At 64.7% G+C, this 20568-nt stretch carries 9 protein-coding genes; 4 read left to right on the top strand and 5 right to left on the bottom strand.

What is annotated here, in order from left to right:
- Nucleotides 1-257 precede the first annotated feature (257 nt).
- From ACFOHJ_RS15175 to ACFOHJ_RS15155, 5 genes are all read right to left on the bottom strand, one after another.
- On the bottom strand, nucleotides 258-3248 hold the full coding sequence (locus tag ACFOHJ_RS15175) for a helicase C-terminal domain-containing protein (protein ID WP_378221881.1): 2991 nt from the start codon (nucleotides 3246-3248) through the stop codon (nucleotides 258-260).
- 142 nt (nucleotides 3249-3390) lie between these two features.
- On the bottom strand, nucleotides 3391-5247 hold the full coding sequence (locus tag ACFOHJ_RS15170; protein ID WP_378221880.1) for a phospholipase D family protein: 1857 nt from the start codon (nucleotides 5245-5247) through the stop codon (nucleotides 3391-3393).
- Nucleotides 5237-6415, bottom strand: a complete 1179-nt coding sequence (locus ACFOHJ_RS15165) for a DUF6361 family protein (RefSeq protein WP_349016050.1) — start codon at nucleotides 6413-6415, stop codon at nucleotides 5237-5239. The genes ACFOHJ_RS15170 and ACFOHJ_RS15165 overlap by 11 nt, the downstream gene beginning before the upstream one ends.
- Nucleotides 6416-6419: 4 nt before the next feature.
- Nucleotides 6420-9818 (bottom strand): UvrD-helicase domain-containing protein, encoded by a 3399-nt coding sequence (locus ACFOHJ_RS15160; protein ID WP_378221969.1) that lies wholly within the window; start codon nucleotides 9816-9818, stop codon nucleotides 6420-6422.
- Nucleotides 9818-12472, bottom strand: coding sequence for a PD-(D/E)XK nuclease family protein (locus tag ACFOHJ_RS15155; protein WP_378221878.1), 2655 nt, complete (start codon nucleotides 12470-12472; stop codon nucleotides 9818-9820). The genes ACFOHJ_RS15160 and ACFOHJ_RS15155 overlap by 1 nt, the downstream gene beginning before the upstream one ends.
- Nucleotides 12473-12744: 272 nt before the next feature.
- Between ACFOHJ_RS15155 and ACFOHJ_RS15150 the strand changes: the two genes are divergently transcribed.
- The 4 genes from ACFOHJ_RS15150 to ACFOHJ_RS15135 are packed head-to-tail and all read left to right on the top strand — an operon-like array spanning nucleotide 12745 to nucleotide 20567.
- Nucleotides 12745-13626: a WYL domain-containing protein gene (locus ACFOHJ_RS15150; protein ID WP_349016052.1), complete on the top strand. Its 882-nt coding sequence runs from the start codon at nucleotides 12745-12747 to the stop codon at nucleotides 13624-13626.
- On the top strand, nucleotides 13626-16370 hold the full coding sequence (locus tag ACFOHJ_RS15145) for a DUF499 domain-containing protein (protein ID WP_349016053.1): 2745 nt from the start codon (nucleotides 13626-13628) through the stop codon (nucleotides 16368-16370). Before ACFOHJ_RS15150 ends, ACFOHJ_RS15145 begins: the two co-directional genes overlap by 1 nt.
- On the top strand, nucleotides 16370-17359 hold the full coding sequence (locus ACFOHJ_RS15140) for a hypothetical protein (protein WP_378221876.1): 990 nt from the start codon (nucleotides 16370-16372) through the stop codon (nucleotides 17357-17359). Before ACFOHJ_RS15145 ends, ACFOHJ_RS15140 begins: the two co-directional genes overlap by 1 nt.
- Before the next feature lie 13 nt (nucleotides 17360-17372).
- Nucleotides 17373-20567 carry a DUF1156 domain-containing protein gene (locus ACFOHJ_RS15135; protein ID WP_349016055.1) on the top strand — a complete coding sequence of 1065 codons (3195 nt, stop codon included), beginning with the start codon at nucleotides 17373-17375 and terminating at the stop codon, nucleotides 20565-20567.
- Nucleotide 20568: the final 1 nt, after the last annotated feature.

Genomic DNA, 20568 nt, shown 5'->3' with positions numbered 1-20568 from the left:
AAAATTGCACTGTCTTGCGGCGGGTCCTTTGCCGCACGGATCGATCCCAGTACGGCGGGACCAGATCACCCAAGGGTCTCCTTCGCTTCCACCTCGCCCAGCACACGTAGATCGGGGAGCGGAAGCTTGAACCAAGAACTGAACGGCGAAGCTGGTTCGCTCGCGTCACTTCAAATGTTGATCGTATGCGGCGAGAGCCAATCCGCAGTGGCTACCGCGTATTCCTCTCAAGGACGGTCTCGAAGTAGATATCGTTCTCATACGTTCCGAAGTTCCGGTTCAAGCCGAATCTGCAAATCGAGAAGCTGGCTGGCATCCATTCCATGGCCCGCGAGAGTTTGCAGGTAGTCAAGCAGATCGTCTTGCCGCGGTTGGCCAAAGGCTAGGCGATAGACCGTGAGGCTGCGCTTGAGCCAAGCGAGTCGCGTGACTTCCCGACTGAACGGCAACATCGGCACGCGCCGTTCGACCCTCACGGAACCTTCGTAGATCCAATAGGGGATGAGGTCGGTGTCGACCGCCGCCTGGCTGCGCGCGCGCTCGAACATCAGCTTCCACGGATCGTCAGGCGCCTGCCCACAGCCCCTGACGGCACCGCCTTGGCGCTCGGCCAAGTTGAGACGCACGGCATGGCCCTTGAAGCGGTTGACGCGGCCTTCGCGCTGTTCAAGGTCCACCGGGTTGCCCGGTAGGTTCCAGTGATAGACGCGATAGCAATAGGGATGGAAATCCAACCCCTCCTGGCCGACCGACGTGGTGGCGAGAACGAATGGCCGGAACGGCGAGTTGAACGCATCGCGCACGCCTCCGAGCCGGGCGACGGCGCCGTCCTCGTCCTTGTAGTCGGCGAGCCGCATCGCGAAGCGTCCGCGCATCTGGAATTTGCTGATGTCGAGGGCCTCGCCATCGACATGCACGTCGTCGACCTCGATCTGCGACGGGCGGATGGCCAGGGCCTGGGCCATGGCGCGCGCGACGCCGAGGGCGCGTTCCTCGGCCGGGCGGGCTCCGAGACCTTCGGCATCGACAAGGTAGTGGGCGTATTCGTCCAAGACGGCCTGTAGGTTGTGCTCGGCGCAGTAGACCAACACACGGCGCCAATAGTGATCGTCGGTATCCCGCCGCAACAGGGCGACCGCGTCATGCTGGTTGAACAGCGCCCGGAACGACCAAGCGACTTCAGCGGCGGCGCTGAGCAGGCGCGGGTCGTCCCACGCCAGCTCGGGCGCGATCCGCTTGAGGGCGCGAAGCGCGCAGACGGCCGGGCTGCCGAGCGCCACGTCTACCAGCAGGTCGGAAAGATCGGCGGACGAAGCGCCGATGTCGTGCGTCTTGACCGCCGCCGCAAGCTCGGCGACATGATCCTGAAAGGCGTCTTCGCTCGCCAGGGCGCGCATGCCATGGGGCGTCTCCAGCCAGGCGCGGGACCGCGTGCCCAGCAGGTCATCTACCACGGCGGGAGCGGCCCACTCGGCGCTGTTGGCGTCCTGCCGCGACGCCGCCCCTTTTCGCAGAGCCTCGAGGGCGGGCTTGAGGCGGTCGACGATGGCGGCGCGCATGCCCTCCTGCGACAGGGCGGTCTCGGTTTCACTGAAAACCGCGAGCGGATCGGCCAGCTCGGCCAGAGCCGGCGACGGATAGATCAGGAGCAGCGCGCGCAAACCCACAAGCCGCCCCTGATCCTGTCGGAACTGCAAGGGGCGCAGACGATGTTGCTCGAAATAGCGTCGGCCGGATTCGCCGACGCCCATGCGCCGTTCGGCTTCATAAGACAGCAGGGCTGCAATCGCGTCGGGCACCATGGACCAGGCCGAAAATATCAGCGCCTTGGTCAGCGGCGCGCCGGATCGCGCGTCGCCGTAATAGGGCATGGCGGCGGGTATCCAGAGATTCTGTTCGAGACGCTGGCCGAAGATGTCGTCCATGATCGCGCGCATGCGGCCATTGGCCGGCTCGAGCGGCGCATAGGCGTCGATGGCGTCGTGATCGAGCATGGTCGGCCGAGCGGCCTGGATGGCGCTGCGGAGGGTCGCCGAGGGCGCCTCCGCCTCGTCCGTCAGAAGCTGCTTCAGGCTGTAGTGTCGCATGAAGTTGAGCAGGTAAGGCGCCGATTTCCAGTATTCGATGATTTCCGGCGCATCGAGTGTGCGCGCCACTTGCGACAAGGCCGACGCCTGCGCGAGATCGGCGGGCGCGACCGAGACCGTGATGGCGGGCTCGCTCATCATGGAGTCGCGTTCGATCGTGGACGCGACCCGCTCGGTTCGGGCGATCACTTTGCGCAGGCGCTGTTCGATGGCCTGGCGCGCCTCGACCGCTGAAGCGTGCGATTGCGGCAGGGTATGCAGAAGGCCGCGGAAAGCGCGCATCTCGCGCGAGAGCGTGGCCGCCACCTCCGGCCCTCTTTCGCGGCCATAGAGGAAGCTCAGGGTTTCGAGGAAATCCTGATAGTGGTCGCCTTCGTCGGGCTCATCGCCGGCGAGCGTCAGCATCCGGTAGGGCGTGGCGGAGAGCAGCAGGGTACGGGCGGCGTGCCCGTCGCCTCCCGAGTAGTCGAACAGTTCGCGCGCTAGGATCGCCGCGTCGCTGTCGCCATGCAGCAGATCCCGAAACCGCTGGAACTCGTCCATGATGATGAGGTCGGGTTGCAGCGCATCCACGCAGGCGTGGGAGAGCTTGGCGCGGAGCCGGGCGACCAGGTTGTTGCGGGGCTGTGTCATTTCTGCGGGATAGGTGTCCCGGCGGCGCGGGAAGAGTTCGCAAATCCGTTCGAGTTCCTCGAAGAGGTCGCGATCCGCTTTCACGTCGCGGCGGAAACGCTCGATGATGCGCTTGTCGACGCCTTCGAGGGTGAGGTTGTCCACAGCGCGGTTCCAACCCTCGACGCCGGCCGTGACCTGCAACAGGTTGTGCAGGCCGCGCGGGCGGGTAACGAGATCGCGCAGGAGATGGAACAGCAAGGCGCGTTCCTGCGTCACACCCGTCGCGGAGCGCAGATCGAAGGTTGTGCCCGGCGTCAGGCTGATGAAGTTCACCCTGTTGGCGTCGAGGCCCGCCTGATCGCGCAGTTGCAGGGGAACGAGCGTCATGCGGGTCGGCAGGGCCAGCTCGCGTCGCCCGAGGACGTTTAGCCGGTTGAGGTTCTGGGCGGCGATCGCCTGGTTCGAGCAGATGTAGAGGATGTCGATCCGCTTGGTGTTGTCCCACAGGTGTTCGATCATGCGGGCGATGACCCCGCGCGCCACCATCGTCTTCCCGAGGCCGACTTCGTCGGCGACCAGGAACTGGCGGACAGGATCGTCCTGGCCGTAGAGCCGATCGAAGACGTAGTCGACGGTGCGCCGCTGAAAGACCTTGAGGGGAGCGAGCGCCGCGTCGGCGCGAAACCGTTCATTCGGCATGCACGGCATCCTGCGTGGCGAGCGCAATTCGGAATGTATTCCAGAGTGCGCGGAACTCGGCGGGAATCGGATCGGTATCGTCACTGTCGCCGGTTTCCAGGCGGGCGATCAGCCGTTCGATGGCGCGAAGCTGGTCCCCGCCCCGGCAGAAGGCCCGAACCATCTCCTCGAGGATGGGCGCGTCGTCGCTTGCCGCGCGCCAGGCGCCCTGACCTGACCCGTCCTGCGCCGCGAGGGCGGCAGCGAAGGGATCGCCCAATTCGGAGAGGAGCAGCCGGAGATAGCGGAAGAAGGCGTCCTTGCTGTCGATCACCCAGCGCAGGATGGCAGCGTGGCGCTCTGCGGGCAGCCCCTCCATCTTGAGCCCCGTGCTGAACAGGATCGAGACGTCGTCCGTCTCGTCCGTCAGGTGACAGGCGAGGAACCGGGTAAGGTCGACCAAGGGCATTGCGCCAAGGTCGGCGGGCTGTCCCTGCCGGAGCGGCTCCAGCACATCGCGCGCATGTCCTTCGCCTCGCGTGATCGGCCAAACTCGCAGCGCACCGAGCCCGGTAAGGGGCAGCGGTTCGGACGGGATCAGCCAGACCTGCCAGACCGGCGCGCCATTGGCAGCGTGCTCGCCGCGCTCACAACGAAGCGTGAGGCCGCTGCGGCAAATCTCTCGCCGGGCCAGGTCCAATCGCGCCTCGGCCGCGCGTTGCGCGGCGTCGGCGGTGTTCATCTCGTTGCGGACGAAAGGTCGCGTCAGCCGGCCGAACCCCTTCTCGCCGAGGATTTCCTCGACGCTACCGACCCGCGACCGCTTGCCGGTCAGGGTCGCGAAGATCTCAACATTGCCGCCGGTCAGCAGCGCCGGGCGCGTGGCATTTCCTGAGCCGACCGTGATCGCGGTGTCCCAGCCGCGCTCGGCGACGAACGCCTTGGCGTGGAGCCCTTGCAGGGCCGTTGCGTCGGCTTCCTCGCCATCTTCCGTGGCCGCCATTTCGTCGAGCACGGCCACGCGGCCAAAGCCATCGAGCGTGGCGCCGGGCATCTGGGCGAGTTCGTCGGATCGCCCGATGAAGATGGGCTTTTCGGCGCTGGCCAGGCCGGCGAGCATCGACAAGGTTTGATCGTCGCAGAAGGGCGACACGACGCCCAGCCGAACGCAGGGTTCCGGGCGCCATGGCTTTCCGCCGAGGCCGTTGACGGCGAAGGAGACGCTCTGGAACGGTTCGGGCAGGCTCCATTCCGCGCGCCGTATGTCTTCGGCCAGCTCATCGACAAGGGCCTTCGTTCCATCGGGAGCACCGACGGTTGCCAGGGCGGGGAGCTGGCGAAGGAAGTCGGTGACCGGGCGGTTGATGGCTTTGGGCTGCTTGGAGATCACCCCGTCGAGGGTGGCGGCAATATCCCAGGAGCGGTCGCGTGTCAGGTTTCGGGAGAGGATGAGCAGGCGCAGGCGCGCCGGATCTTCGGGCCGCAACGGCGTGAAGCGCAGCGCCCACATCTTGGGGTGGAAGGCGCCGCCGTGAGGGGCGGCGACCTCGACCACGATGCGTTCGAGCAGCGAGCAAAGGCGGGAATGGGGACGGACGCTCGCCTGGATATGGCCGGCGTCGGTGAAGACGACGAGGCGGCCGGCGATGCGCTCGGCGCCTTCCAAGAGTGCCAGGGGGTGAGAAAGGATGTCGTCGCGATTCTCGGCGGCGAACAGCGCCAGACTGACCGGCACGGCGAGCGCGGTCTCGAAGTCGAGCGAGAAGGTCGTGGCGACTGCCGCGTCGAAGACGTAGCCCGCCGGCGGCTGGAGATTGGCGCCGTAGAGGGTTCGCTGTTCGGGATCAAGACTGCGCCTATTCAGCATGTGCGAGATCCCGCAGGTGCGATTTGGCTTGCGCCCAGCGGAAGGTGAGGCGGTCGGCGCCGGATGCGCCGGTCCAGCGGTCGCGCACGGCGTGATTGGCGTAGCGGGACTGGCTGGTTTTCAGCCGGCGTTCACGCTCTTCGACAAGCTGCCGCGCCGCAGACGACGCGATCACCTGCTCCGTCCCGGCCAGAACCAGCTCGCGCCACTCGGTTACAAAGCGCTTGGCGGCTGGCCGGACAGCGTGCGCCGGGTGCTCGACGACGTTCCAGAAATCATCGAGCGACCATGTGCGGACGGCGCTGGGATCGAGTTCGTCGCTCCAGGCCGCAAGCCGCTCGCGATAGTCGTCGATCCAGTCGTCGCGCTGGCGCAGCTCGCTGAGCGCGAGATTGTAAAGCAGCGCGGCGCCGTGCACCACATGTGAGAAGATTTCCCCATGCTGGACGAGGCGGCGCGCTGCGGATGGAAACGCCGACAGATGGGGGTGCGTCCAGATATAGTCGCAGTCCGCGTCGATGCCTTCGCGCGCCAGCATCGTGAGCAGTGCAGTGGGCTGGCTGGCGATCAGGCGGTCGATGAGGAATTGCGCCTCGTCGGTGGTCAGGCGGAAGACGGCGTGCTCAAGTAGGTCGCCGGGCATCCGGGGCAAGGCCGGATTCCAGACGGTGGGCGTTTGGGCGCCGGCCAGAGCGTCTTCGCCGCTGGATGCGCCGCGCGACCGGCCACGGCCCCGCAAGGCGATGAACAGACTGTCGAGCGAGCCCGGAAAGACCCGGATGCCCCACGCGCCCAGGCCAGCCCAATAGACGGAACTCGGCAACCGCTGGAGCCGTGGTCCTGCATCCCGGCCGATGATGCCGTTGGACTCACCGCCGGCTTTCAGGGCGTCGGCAAGCCGGATTTCGGTGTCGCGCGCCTCGGTGCGGAGCTGTGCTTCAGGGACTTCACGCTTTTCCAGCGCCCGATAGAGCCAGGGAATGAACAGCATGTATCGCAGGCGCGTCTGGATCGTGCTCGTGCCCGGAAAGAGGTGATCGGCGATAGAATCCCGGATCGCCCCCAGCCCCAGCTCGTCGCGGGTCTCGCGCTCCTGAAAGAGCGCCATGATGCGCTGCGCGCGCTGCCGCTCGGCTTCATCGAAATCGATCCAGGCAAGAGACGACATGGGCTCAGGCCGCCTCGCTCTCGGTCGGTTTCGTCGGCAGGACGGGAATGACGGCGCCGGAGGTCATCAGCACGATCAGGCCGCGCTCGGCGCCAGTCATGTCGAGATAGGCCCGCACCTGCGCGCGATAATGATCGAGCGTTCCCGGCGCCGGCGTCACATCGCTTTTCCAGTCCACGACGACGGCGGGGCGGCCCTCGGCCGTCAGGGTCAGTGCATCGGCGATCCCGGCCGTTGCGGTTTCCGCGCCGTCGGCCGCCTGTGCGGAATAGACGGGAAATTCGGCGAGAAGCCCCGGCCGCAGGGCCGCGATGTCAGGCAGAGCCAGGGTCCGGGCCACACAGGCCGCCAATTCCTGCGCCGACAGCCCCGTCGCCGGGTCGGCGACCGGAGACTGGCCGAGGGCGCGGATGAGGTGGCCAGCCCGTTCGCTCAGGGCAGCTTCCTCCTCTTGGGTTTCGCCGGTCAGCACTTCTTCCATGAGCTTGTGGAGGATCAGCCCGCGCTCGCGGCCGCCCTGCACGAGGACGGCTGCTTCCAGCTCGGGGGGCTGATCGTCGGCCGATCCCGTCCAGAGCGCGGCTTCCTCTTCCCGCAGCACGGTCCCGGCGGCGTTTTCGTCACGGCTGGGCGCGAACCAGGTCAACCGCGTCTGCGCGGCCGCGATGGCTTCGGCTTCGGCTGCGAAGCTCGCGCGCGTCTGGGTGTTGCCCGCGCCCGCGTCTGCGGCCGCGAGACCGGCAGGCAGGTGAGAGATGTCCAGGCCGGGCAGGTCGGCGAGCGACAGATCGACGAGACCGATCCAGGCCGATTTCGATGGCGTGGCGTCGAGCCGGGGCAAGACGAGGAGTTCGCGGGCGCGGGTGGCCGCGACATACCAGAGCCGGATGCGTTCGCGGTCCAGCTCGTCCTTTTCCGCCTGGCGCGCGGTTTCGTAGCCCTCGGGCACGACGCCCAGGACCGGGCAATAGAAGGTCTCGGTCTGGCGGTCGATCACGGCGCTGTCGGGCGCCATGACGCCGGTCATGGTGTTGACCGGAATGACGATCGGCCATTCCAGCCCCTTGGCCGCGTGCATGGTGAAGAGCGCGACCGCTTCCTCCTGGGCGTCGGGCCGTCCCTCGACGGCGCGGGCCTCGTCGGACCACGCCGCTGTCATCGCCTCGGCGAAGGCGCGCAGGCCGCGCACGGCGTAGCCGGTCGACAGGCTGAGATAGAGATCGACATTGGCGAGCGCGCGCTCGGCTTGGCCGCGATGGCGCTCAAGGAGGAGCGGACGCACGCGCATCACGTCCACGGCCTGCGACAGCAGCTCGTGCGGGGTCGTGCTGTTGCCGCGCCGGGAAAGCGATTGCAGCCGCTCGATGACCTCGCGCGCGAGCGGGTGCCCGATGACGGTGGGGTCGATGCTGAGGTCCAGACGTGGAATCCCGTCGGGCTTCTCCTCCGAGCGCGGAAGCCCCCACACGATGTCCAGCAGCTCTTCCTCGGTGAGGCCGACCAGAGGCCCGCGAAGCAGCGCGCCAAGCGCCAGCGTGTCGCGGCGATCGGCGAGGACGCGGGTCAGCGCGATCAGGTCCTGGACCTCCTGGCGGCGGAACAGCCCCTTTCCGGCTTGGGTCGCTACGGGGATGCCGCGGCGCTCCAGGGCTTCCTCATAGCGCCACAGCTCCGCGCCGGTTGGCGCCAGCAAGGCGATGTCGCCCGGCTGACAAGGGCGCTCCGCGCCGCTGCGACGGTCGATGATGGGGTGGCTTTCGATCAGCCGGGCGCACAGATCGGCGATGGCGTCGGCCTCGGCGTCACGCTGCTGCTCGGCGCTGGCCTTGCCGTTTTCGTCGGCCACGGCGATGTCGAGGGCCGCCACGCACAGGCCGCCGCGATCGTCATGGAACGGGTCGAGCGCGGTGAAGCCGGGCTGCCCGCCGGCCGAGAGCGCGACCTCGAAGCGCTCGTTGACGAAGGTGAGGATCGAGGCGCAGGAGCGGAAATTAGTGGAGATCGACAGGAGGCTACCGGGGTCCTGGTCGCGGAAGGCGTCGCGCGCCTGCACATAGGCGCCGACATCGGCGCCCCGGAAGCGATAGATCGCCTGTTTGGGGTCGCCGACCAGGAAGAGCGCGCCCGGCCGGATGCGGAACCGGGTCCAGCCGTCCGCGCCATCGACCGGCTCGCCGCAAAGGCGCCAGAAGATCTCGGTTTGCAGGGGATCGGTGTCCTGAAACTCGTCGACGAGGACGTGGGCGAAACGCTGCCCGAGCGCCCGTCGAACGTCGTCATGGTCGCGCAGCAGGTCGCGCGCGGCGAAAATCAGATCGTCGAAATCGAGCTGGGCGCTGGCGCGCTTGTGGTCGCGATAGCGTTGCAGGATCGGACGCGCTTCGTCGATCAGCGCGGCCAGGGCATGGCCGGCGACGGCCTGCGCCAACGCGACCCAAGCGTCGCAACAGGCGGTGTAGTGGGTCTCGGCGGCGTCGTTCAGCCGGTCGCCATCGGCCTTGGAGAGACCGGCCTGTTTGGCCGTGGCGGCCCATTTGCCCTTCTTGCGGTAGGAGGCGAACGCGCCGGCCTTGGTGCAAAGATCCGGGTGGGGCCGCGCGGTCAGGAGCCGAACGAGGCCCGCGGACGTCGCGGGATCGGGACCGTTCGCCACGGCGGTCGCCATTTCGGCCAGCCGCTCGACGATCATCACCGTTTCCGGCTCGGCCGCCGCCGTGCCATCCATGAAGTTCGCGAAATCCGCCGTGGCCTGCCGGAACGCCGTGAGGTGGCCGCCAAGTGGAGAGACGAGCGGGGCCGTGAGCGTGGGGCGACGGCGCATATTCTCGGCGATCTTGTGGATGAGCGCCACGGTCTCGCCGGGGCTGTGCAGCACCAGCTCGGCCAGGATACCGCCCTGGCCGCCGGAGAGGCGCTCGCGCAGCCAGCCGTCGACGATTTCGAGGAAGGTGAGATCGGCCTGGTTGCGGTCCATGACGCCGGCGCCGGGATCTATGTCGGCCTCCGCCGGATAGGGCTTGATCAGGCGCTGGCAGAAGCCGTGGATGGTCGAGCAGGTGATTTCGTCGATCGCGGCGCTGGCGGCGGCGAGATTGTCGCGATGGGTCTGTGACAGCCCATCGGGCAGCGCCACGCGCAGCTCGGTCGCGATCGTGCCGGCCGAGAGATCGGCAACGAACTCGCGGACGCGCGACAGCAGCTCGCTCGCGGCGAGTTCAGTGAAGGTGACGGCGGTGATGGAGCGCGGCGCGACGCCTTCGGCCAGCATGGCGGCGATGCGGCCAGCCATGACGGCGGTCTTACCTGAACCCGCGCCAGCCTCGACCAGGATCGAGCGATCATGGAGGCTGATCGCATCGCGGCGCGCGCCGTCGTCCTTCAGCACCTTGGACACGCTGCTCATCATTCCGCCTCCCAGACCTGAGCGACTTCGCCAAGCCGTTCAGTGGCGGCCGGCATTTTGCGTTTGCAATAGGTGGCGCTGGCGTTGGCCGGCAAGGCGAAGGCGAGGTCGTCATAGTCGCCGCCGGTATCCGGGCCAGGCAGGGCCGCGCCTCCGGCAAGACTCGACCGTGCCGCGCGCAGATAGCCCGAGATCTCCGCCAGCACGGCCTCGGGATCGTCGAGCTGGAGATCGACGGGCTCGCGCGGATAGAGCAGCGAGGCGCTGATGGCGACATCGTCGCCGAGGAGCGCCTTCACCGCGAAGGCATAGAGACAGCGCTGAAGCTCTCGCCCGCCATTGAGGCGGATGTCGCCGCGCGGCGGCCGTCCGGTCTTATAGTCCCGCACGAGGGCGCGCTTGCCGTCGCCCGAGATGTCGAGCCGGTCGATATAGCCGGCGATGTTGAAGCCCGTGTCGGGAATCGCGACCGGCGCGCTCGCATCCCAGGGCGTTTCCGCGTCGGATTTCGGCTCCAAGCCGCCGAAGGGCACCTCTCCGTAGGAGCGTGCGCCCGGCAGGACATCATCACCATAGGACAAGGCGCGGCCCGCCATTACGCGGGCGTCATCGAGCGTGCGGCTCCAGATGACGGCCGGCGGAACCGGACGCTCGCTTTCCCAATCGGCGGCGACGGCTTGCGCGGCCCGCGCCACCGCTGCTTCGATGGTCTCGGCGTCGGCGGAGGCAAGACCGTCTCCGGTTTCGAGGTCGCGCAAGGCGCGGTCGAGAACCAAGTGAACGAGATCGCCGATACCGAGCGCGTCGAGCACGAGCGGTTCGGCGCTGCTCTGCGGTTCACGCCATCCGAACGCATAGACCCACACGAAACTCAGCGGATTGCGCAGCAGGCGGCGCAGCGAGCTGGCCGACTGGGTGCGGCCGAGGATGGCGAGAACGAGCGGATGATCCGCCCGCACGACCCCGTCATGGGGAGTGATCTCGGCCTGCCGCCAGGCGCGCCAGCAGCCGTGCGCGCCGACCGCTTGCGGATCGGCGGCGAACTCTTGGGGCCGGGCCATGAGGCGGTCTGTTTCGCTGAAGGCGTGCGCCGGCGTCCCGTTGCGGCGCAGATAGGTTTCGTCGCCACGCCCGGCGAGCAGAGGGCTGCGACCCAGGAGACGCCCGTCGCTGTCGCGCCGGGCGCGCGACAGAACGACGGTGTCGGCCGTCGTGGCGAGGATCGTCTCGAAGTCGCGGCGGTCGGCGAGGTTGACCGGCAGCGGGTCGAGCACCGGGGTCGGGATGATATGGTCCGGGATCAGCCGGTCCTCGGCGATCCCGCGCGGCCAGCGCGAGGAATTAAGCCCGAGGAGCCGCACGAAGCGGCGGGGCGATGCCGCGAGTGCGCTGGCCGGCATCCAGGCGACGCAGACGCACGCTTCCAGTCCGTCGTCCTGCTTCAGGGTTTCCAGCGTCGCGTCGATCGAGGCGGCAGGGCCGGCGAGCAGCGCCTTGCGCCAGATCGCGAGCGCGCGGCCCTTGAGGAAGGCTTCTCCGATCTCGCTGGCTGCCTCCGATCCTTTCACAAGGGTCTCGACCGCCGTGCGCAGCGTCGCAATGTGATCGGCGCCGTCGGGCCAGTCTTCCGGCGTCAGCCGGGCCAGCAGGCGGTTCCAGGCGCCCGGAGTCGAGAGCGGCGCATCGGTCGGCAGCACCCGCAGCCAGCCTTCGGGCAGGGTCTCGAAAGGCCCGCTGTCCCGGCAGAGTGCCGCGAGGCGGCGCAGCCGCGACTGCGACAGACCGCGAACCACAATGTCGGCCAGCGCCGCAGCCGCCTGGCCCTCGCGGGTGGCGACGGTGCGGATGCCATGGACGAAGTGAAGGTCGATGTTGGCGTCGGCGCGCAGGGCCAGGAAATGATCGTCATAGTCGGCGGGCGAGGCGGTCGCGATGGCGATCTCCGAAGCCGGGACGCCCGAGGCGAGCAGGCTGCGCGCCCAGCGCATCGCCTCAATGGCCTCGTGATAGGCCGTCGCCGCGCTGGCGGCGCTGATTACCGGCGCATGCGCCGGTGCGCGCGCGACCGTGACGCCTGTGCCGTCCAGCCATGCGGGAACGCTCCTGGGGCCGGCCGTCCATCGCACGGGTATATGGACGGTGAGCGCCTGGAGCAGCGGCCGCCAACAGGGCGAGAGTTCGGTAAGGCCGACAATCTCCAACGGGCCGAGGACCCCCGGGGCATGACCGATACGGGCGGTTGCGGCGGTGACGATGTCGAGAGGCCGCATCATGCCGGGCGGAAGCTGGTCGAGGACGGCCGCTTCCAGGCGCGCGATAGCGGCGAGACGCGGATGATCGGCCGCGCGTGCGGCAAGATCGATGCCCGCGCGCCAGGCTTTGTGGAGCGTGTCGGCTGCCGCGTCGATCATGCCGGGAAGAGCCTTGATGCTCTCCAGCTCCCCCATCGGCGTGGCAGGCAAGGCCGCCTGGATGGCCGCGCGCAGGCTCTCATCGTCGATCGGACGAGCAAATCCGCCGGCAAGTCGGACGGCCGCCTGCTCGAACGACATGATCTGGAGGCCGTGACGACCGCCACGACCCGCCGCGAGGCGGCTCTCCCGCATGGCGAGGCGACCGTGAACAACCAAGGTGGATCGGCTCGCTACGGACATAACCCCTCTCCTAATAGGTAGTACCTGTTTTGCGGTCGCGGTCTCAGCGCGACCGCAATTATCGCAACCTTGCTTCTCTTGGGATTACGTAGCTGTCCTGGCGACAGCACCTGCCGCCGACGCGGTCCGCGAGTCGCCCACCTCCCCATCTCACCCCCGAAATCGCGCTGATCACTGTTGACCAGAGCAGTAGATGGGAATAATAATTACACGCATCGTGTGGATATGTCCATATAGTTTTGATGCCTATCCGTGCATGGAGGTGCAGAACAATGCCGGACGGCGAGGCGGTACTGAAATGGGGTGTGGAGCGCCGACTCGAGTTCATCGAATTCCGCCTTTACTGGGAAGGCGGCGTGAATCGTTCGGATATTGTCGAAGCGTTCGACGTGTCCGTGCCACAGGCGTCGAAGGATTTGACGCTGTACCAGGAGCGCGCGCCGCGTAACGCCATCTACGATAAGAGCGCCAAGCGCTACATCGCGAGCACTGAGTTTCAGCCCTGTTTCCTAAAACCAGACGCCGGACAATATCTCAACCAGATTCGCTCCGTCGCCGAAGGCATTTTGGCCTCATCCGAATCCTGGATTGCTCATTCCCCTCCCTATGCAGGACCGCCCGTGCCAGCCCGCGGCGTCAACAACGATACATTGCGAACGGTACTTGCGGCGATCCGTCAAAACCAGGCGATCGAGATCAAATATCAGTCGCTCTCCAGTGATGACCCACACTGGCGATGGATCGCGCCGCATGCACTCGGCTTTGACGGATTTCGATGGCATACCCGAGCCTTCTGTGAGGTCAGCAAGTCGTTCAAGGACTTCTTGCTGTCACGGACCATCGAGGTCAGGTCAATTCGTACGAGCGTAGTGTCGCCAAAGGATGATGACGACTGGAACGAACTAGTCACGCTGGAAATAGGGCCGCATCCGGAGCTTTCAGAAAGCCAGAAACGGATCATTGCGCTTGATTACGGCATGCGAGGAGGGCGCGCGCGCATCCATGTCCGAAAAGCGCTTCGCTACTACGCTCTAAGGCGGTTGGGGCTAGACATCGACCCTGATGCGCGCAAACCGCAAGATCAACAGATAGTCCTACTCGCGGAATCTGCAACCGCGCGGGACAAATTGCAGAATGCGAAGGGGGAGATCTGATGCTCGGCCTGAATCTAAGGCAGGAATTCAAGGGGCGGCGCCTCAGAGGAACGGCGATAGAGCTTTCCAACGAGGCGAACACAGGTGCGACGCAGGTTTCTGCACAAGACTTCCTGGAGATTACGTACCCGACGCACGACCTTTTGAAAGGCATAGAGGCGGTAGGGCCGAACCAAGGCCGGCCAGTCGTCGTGATTGGCGAGCGTGGCCTCGGTAAGTCGCATTTGATGGCGACGCTGTTTCATGCTGTCCACGATCCCGCTTCGACTGGCGCATGGCTGAAGAATTGGTCGAGCACGCTTGGTGACCCAGCTATCGGAGGCATCCAGCTTCGGAGCGGCATGCTGGTCATCGGCGAAAGCCTTCATCGCCAGCGGTACAAGTTTCTATGGGACCTGCTTTTCGAGCAGCATCCTCACGGCACGTACATCAAGGGCAAATGGGAGGGCATGGGTGCGGCTAAGACCGACATTCCATCGGATCAGCTCGTCCTTGAGCTGCTACGCCACACGCCGACTATGCTGCTGCTGGACGAGTTCCAGACTTGGTACGATGGCTTGACAAACACTAAGCAGTATCCTTGGAAAAACTGGGCCTTCAATTTCATTCAGATCCTGTCTGAAATCGCCAAGGAGCACCCTGACCTGCTGGTGCTGGTGGTCTCGGTCCGCAACGGCGATACCGATGCATACCAGCAAATCCACCGCGTCAATCCCGTTCAGATCGACTTCAAGGCGGGCGGCAGCCCGGAGCGTATCCAGAATGACAGACGGCGCATGCTGCTCCATCGCCTGTTCGAGAATAGGCTTCAGATAGCCTCATCGTCGGTTGACAGCGTGGTTGCGCAGCATGTGTCGGAATACTTCCGTCTGGTGGGCACGCCCGCAGCGGAACAGGATCGAAAGCGGCGAGAGTTTACTGAGGCGTGGCCTTTTGCGCCGCACTTGCTCCAGTTGCTCGAAGACCAGGTGCTCATCGCCACCGATGCGCAAGAGACGCGCGACCTGATCCGGATTCTCGCAAACCTCTTCAAGAGCCGTGGCGAGAATGCGTGCATTTTGACCTCGGCTGATTTTCGACTCAACGACGATGCGTCGGGCATTGGCGCCTTACTGGACTCGGTGGCGAACCAACAGCACCGCACTCTCCGGGAAAAGGCGCTTCGGAACGTGACCTCGGTCGTCGAGGCTGTTCCCGATCACGTCACTAAGGTTCCACACCTGCAGGAAATCATGGGAGCGCTGTGGCTTCGTTCGATTGCCGTCGGCAATCTGGCGGGAGCGGAGCCCGCAGTGCTTCAGGTTGATGTCACGCAGGGCAAGGTCGTTGACGACAATGCCTTTCAGGTCGAGCTGGCGACCATCATCGAAAACAGTTTCAACATTCACCAGGACGGTGCGCGGCTCGTCTTCAGAGAGGAAGAGAACCCCCAGGCCAAAGTGATGGCCTCAGCGCGGAATGACAAACTCTTCACCGACGGCTCTGACCTTGCGCAGCTCGCCAAGGAGGTCCGCTATGTGATCGGCGGCTCCGAAGAGGTCGCCAAGACATTTCGCGTCATTGCGCTGCCGCGTTCGTGGATGAGTGAGCCGTGGGCCGGGCTCGATGAGAGCGAGCAACTGGAAAGGTGGGACGAGCGCCTGCCCATTCTCGTCCTGCCGGAAGAACCGGATCGCTTGAACGAGCAGCTCGGCAGATGGCTGAAGGATCACCTTCAGAAGCGCCGAAACACGGTTCGCTTCCTGCTGCCACGGGCGGGAACGTCAAACGCCTTCTATGATCGCGACCTGTTGATTCTGGCGCGTGCTGAAATGAAGGCGCAGGAATGGGGAGCGCAGAGTGCCGAGTATAGAAAGCTCCAGACCAAGTACCAGAACGAACTGCGGGACCTCCTGAAAAAACGATTCGACAGGTTCGCCGTATTGCACCGCTGGAACTTTTCTGAGCCGTCGAAATGCGAGTTCCATGTCGAAGCTCTGAAAGAACAGGGTGCAAAAATTCCGGAGGCGATCGAGCAGGCGTTGATCAACGACCTATTCGTTCCCGAGGATTTCCAGGACCTCGTGTTGGAAGCCGCCGCCGAAAATGCCTCCGTCGGCAAACTGCTTCGCGAGCTTCAGGAGCCCCGCCCCTCGGGACAGGATTGCATCCCCTGGCTTGGCGAACCCGCGATGAAAGAGCGGATCGTGCGTCTGTGCGCGCGCGGCAAGGTGGCCATCAATCTTCGTGGCCTGGAGTACCTCCAGGCGCAAGCCGGAGAGGATGAGGAGACAGCCTGGAAGCGGTTACGGCCAAAGCTGGCCTTCACGGGAAGGCAGTTGGACGAAGTATTCCTGCTTCCACCTTCGGCTGTCCCCTCGACAGGTGGTGCAGCGCCACCCGTCCCGACTCCCGGCCCCCCTGGTACTGGTGGATTGTTTGGAGGTGGCGTTTCTCCAACGCCACCGGTACCAGGTACAGGCGGCGAATCACCGGCAAACCCGACAGCGCCAGCTGCACAGCCCGGTGGCGGCATCTTTGGTGGCGGCACCGGAAGCGGGCCTCGGACGACGCTATCGAACCCCGCGACCTCGCCCCTGAACCTCATTGGCAAGCTCGAAGGCTGGGGCATCGGCCCGGCGACGCCGGTCAAAGAGGTGACGCTCAAGGTCTCGGCTGCCACGGGCGCCCAGCTCAGGGAGTTGCTCAAGAAGCTGCCCGACGGCATGACGTTCGAGCTGTCGCTCGATAAGGAGGACAGCTGATGGCGCTTGGAAGTGACCAACTGCTTCAGCTGACGACCGCTACGCCGACCGATGCTTGGCGCACAATCGTTGAAAGCACCGTCGCCATTTGTTCGTCACCGCTGTTGGCGAGCAGCGCCTCGGGTGAGGTCACGAAACGTGACCGCGCCGTGGGGACGCTGGATCATTTTCTGTCGTCGAGCGCATGGGACCTTTGGGAAGAGTTCGGAAGCGCCGTTGTGCGGAATGCCGACCGGCTCGCCAGTTGGTGGATGGAGCCCTATAGCGCCAAGGCCATCCTGATTCTTGACGGCTTGAGCCTCCGCGAACTTCCTTGGCTTCTCGAAGGTGCGAGGGATCGAGGTTTCGCCCTTCATAGCGTGACAGCCTATGGCGCAGAGATACCGAGTGAGACGAATGCCTTCGCGCACGCACTCGGCTTCAACAGCAGGAGCCAGCTTCAGAACAATGGCGGCGGATCCTCGCACAGGCTTACGCCCTGCAAGACAGAGTGCGTTGATTTGCCTTGGGTAGATTGCGCCGGCCTCATCGACGCTACCCCTAACTGGGTCTTCTGGCATCAATGGCCGGATGCCAAGCTCCATGATGGATCGGGAGCCGGTCAGGGCCTCGATGCTCTTACCCGCGATGTCGCCGTTCAGCTGACGAGCGATGATTTCTGGGGCTTTGTCGAGCGTCTGGCCACAGGCCGGCGGCTCGTCATCACCTCAGACCACGGCTACGCCGCCACCGGCCTGTTCTTCGATGCCGCGGACGAACAGGCGACCTTTCTTAAAGAGGTCCTGAAGGGCGGTCGGCTCGCGCCGGGCGAACATGACCCTGGCCCATTCGTGCCGCCCGTCGCTTTGCAGGCGACCAGCCCGCACGGCAAGCACCTGCTCGCGATCGGCCGTTGGAAATGGAAGAGCCAGGGTGGCTATCCGACCCTGGCTCATGGTGGGCTCTCGCTACTGGAGATGCTGTCGCCCTTTGTAGAAATAACGAAATAAAGGAAGACCGAACGTGGCGACAAAGAAAGAGCTTATTGCCCAGGAAGTGGCACGCGCGGTCAACGCCGGCAAAGCCGTCGCGCTGGAGACGGTGGACTTCAACGATCCCAATCGGCCGAAGACCTGTCTTGAAGTCGATTTCCCCATTCTGCCCGTCAATCAGGTGGCGGTCATCGAGGGCAACGCGGGCAAGCCGATCTATCAGATGTCCAAGTGGTGGGCTCGGCGCCGGTCGAGCGTCTTTCGCTCCATGCTCATCGCGGCAGCGACGAAGGCCCCGGAGGATCCGGCACTGGCTGCCAAGCTCGTGTGGGACAACTATTACGCCAACCACCAGAAGAAGGGCGCGTACAAGCATCTAAAGGTCGCCGACATTTTCATGGGTGGCGGTACGACGTTGGTCGAGGGATCGCGCCTCGGGATGCAGATGTCGGGTAACGACCTCAACCCCGTTGCGTGGTTCGTGGTCAAGCAGGAATTGGCCGAGGTTAACCTAGAAGAGGTGACGCGGCTTCTGGCCGACATCGAGGCTGAGGTGAAGCCTCAGATCATGCCGTTCTACTACTGCGACGGCCCGAACGGCGAGAAAGGCGCCTGGACCCACAAGCCCACCGGCAAGGTCATGGGGCCGGATTTCGACCCGCTATCCCTCAAGCCAGGGGAGCGGAAGGACTACAGCTACGAAGGACCGGAGATCATCTACACGTTCTGGGCCAAGCACGGCCCGTGTCAGGTGACGGGCTGCGGCCACCGCACGCCAATCATGACCAGCCCCGTCATGGCGGTGAAGACTTTGACAGTGAAGAGCTGGGAGCATGCGTGCGCGTCCTGCGGCACAGCGTTCGATGTTGAGGAAGCCGAGGCCCGGATGGCGCCCGACGTCCCGCTCTATGTCGCGCCCGATGAGAAGCCCTACACCATCCTCGATCCAAAGGGCCGCGTGAACTGCCCCAGCTGCGGCTACACGTCGATGGTCAAGCTTGGCAAAGGGAAGAGCAAGAAGGTAGAGCTAACCCTGCTCTTGCACCCGCAATGGCTGGCTGGCGAAGCAAAGCAAGACGCGAGTGGTCGTCCCTACGGCGGCACGGTGCAGGACGATGTGGCGGCGACCACGCGATGGAATGCAGCACGCGCCAAAAAGATTCGGTTATTGGAGGTACGCGGCGCACTTCCGGGCGCAGTGACCGATCCGGAAACGGGCGCCACGTTTGCGCCCGAGCAGGGCACAGTGCCAAAGCCAGCCAATTTTGCTTGCGCAGCATGTGGTACGGTGCAGCCGCTAGTAGACGCGATTGAGGCAACACAGAAAACTGCACCTTCAAGCATGTATGCGATCCAGGGCTACGCGCCGAAGCGTAATGCAGCGGGCAAGCCTTACAGCGGACGGTTCTTTGCTGAGGCAGGAGTGCCTACTGCCAAACAGTACGACGCCGCGCTCGCAGAGTGGGACAACCGCAAAAATATTGACCTCAAGGACTACTGGCCTCGAAGCTGCATTCCGTTTGGACACATGACTCATCAGAGACAGCCGCTTCCTCGACACGGCTACCTCAACTGGTCGGACATGTTCAATCCTCGCCAGTTGCTAGTCCACGCGCAACTATTGAAGGCGATCGTGACTGTCGGCAGCTACGACTGGAAGACCCGCGAATTTGTGCTCGGTGCGTTCCAGCAATACCTCCGCAATCAAAGTCAGTTCACGCTGTGGAACGTGCAAGGTGACAAGCTTGAGCCACAGTTCGCAAACAACAATTTCCACCCCAAGTCCACTGTTGTCGAGAACTGCGTGTTTCCTATGCTGGGGCGCGGCAATTGGGCTGCCTGCGTGGAAGGGATTGTTGAGGGGCGCGAGTGGACGCTCGCTCCGTGGGAAGCTGTCAGCGTTGAAACGCTGAGGCGGCACGACACGGCGTTGGCCGAGCAGCTTACAGGCAAGAGCGAGAAGGTCTTTCCAGGCGATCCAGTTGGCGAAGTCGATGTGTTCCAAGGGTCATCCACCGATATCACCTACGCTCCGACGGCTAGCCTCGATCTGGTTATCACCGATCCGCCATTCGGCGGCCTGCTGCACTATTCGGAGCTCTCCGATTTCTTCTACGTCTGGCTGCGGCTCGTACTGAAGGACAAGTATCCCGACTATTTCCGAACCGACTATACACCCAAATCGTTAGAAGCGGTTGCCAACCGTGCACGCGAACCAGAAGATCCGGACGGCTTTTACCAGCGGCTGCTTACACAGTGTTGGCGTGAAGCCCATCGCGCGCTCAAGCCCAGTGGCCTTCTGGCCTTCACTTTCCATCACAGCGAGGATGCGCCGTGGGTATCAGTGCTCGAATCCTTGTTCGATGCTGGCTTCTTTCTCGAAGCAACCTATCCGATTCGTTCCGATGAAACGAAAGGCGAAGGGGAGTTTGGCTCGAAGACAATTGAGTACGACATTATCCATGTCTGCCGAAAGCGCACCGAAGAGCCGAAGCCCGTGAGTTGGGGCCGGATGCGGCGCGAGGTCTTGGCGGATGTCCGTCAGCTTCAAGCCATGTTGGAGAACCATGCCCGCGCCGGCCTGCCGGCGGCCGACCTTCAGGTCATTCGGCGGGGCAAGGCGCTGGAGTATTTCTCGCGCCACTACGGCAAAGTCTATGTGGATGAGGGTCGCGCTATCTCGGTGAAAGATGCCCTCGTCGGCATCAACCAACTGATCGATGAAGACGCGAACAAGGCGGCCGAACCGCCGCCAGTGACGGCGGAGCCGATCACCCGTCAATTCCTGCGAATCTTCGATGGCAAGTATGAGCTTGCCCGTGATCAGATGCAGAAGCTCCTGCGCGGCTCGGGCATCGCGCCCGATGAATTCACCAACCGCGGCTGGGCGAGCGAAGAGAAGAAGGTCTTCCATCTGGCCGATCCGCTCACTTTCGCCCGCGACTGGCAGGGTCGCCACAAGCGACGGCTGACGGCCGATTTGGATCAGGCGCTGGTGCTGGTCGGCGCCTGCTTTGACGGCAGCGGCATCAACGCCTCGGATACCCTCAAGAACGAAAACTTCAAACCGCACCCGGCCTTGAAGGGTCTGCTCGAATGGCTGGGCCGGCGTGGTGCGACACAGCAGGTACGGAATGCCGCCTCGAGGGCGCAGACGATCTACAACAACTGGGCCGAGAGCCATAAGGCCGAAGTGGCGCAGCTGTCACTGTTTCAGGAGGAATGAG

It is taken from the genome of Aquamicrobium soli, from assembly GCF_042646345.1.
Lineage (GTDB): Bacteria > Pseudomonadota > Alphaproteobacteria > Rhizobiales > Rhizobiaceae > Mesorhizobium > Mesorhizobium soli_A.
This window is presented reverse-complemented; position numbering and strand designations above follow the sequence as displayed.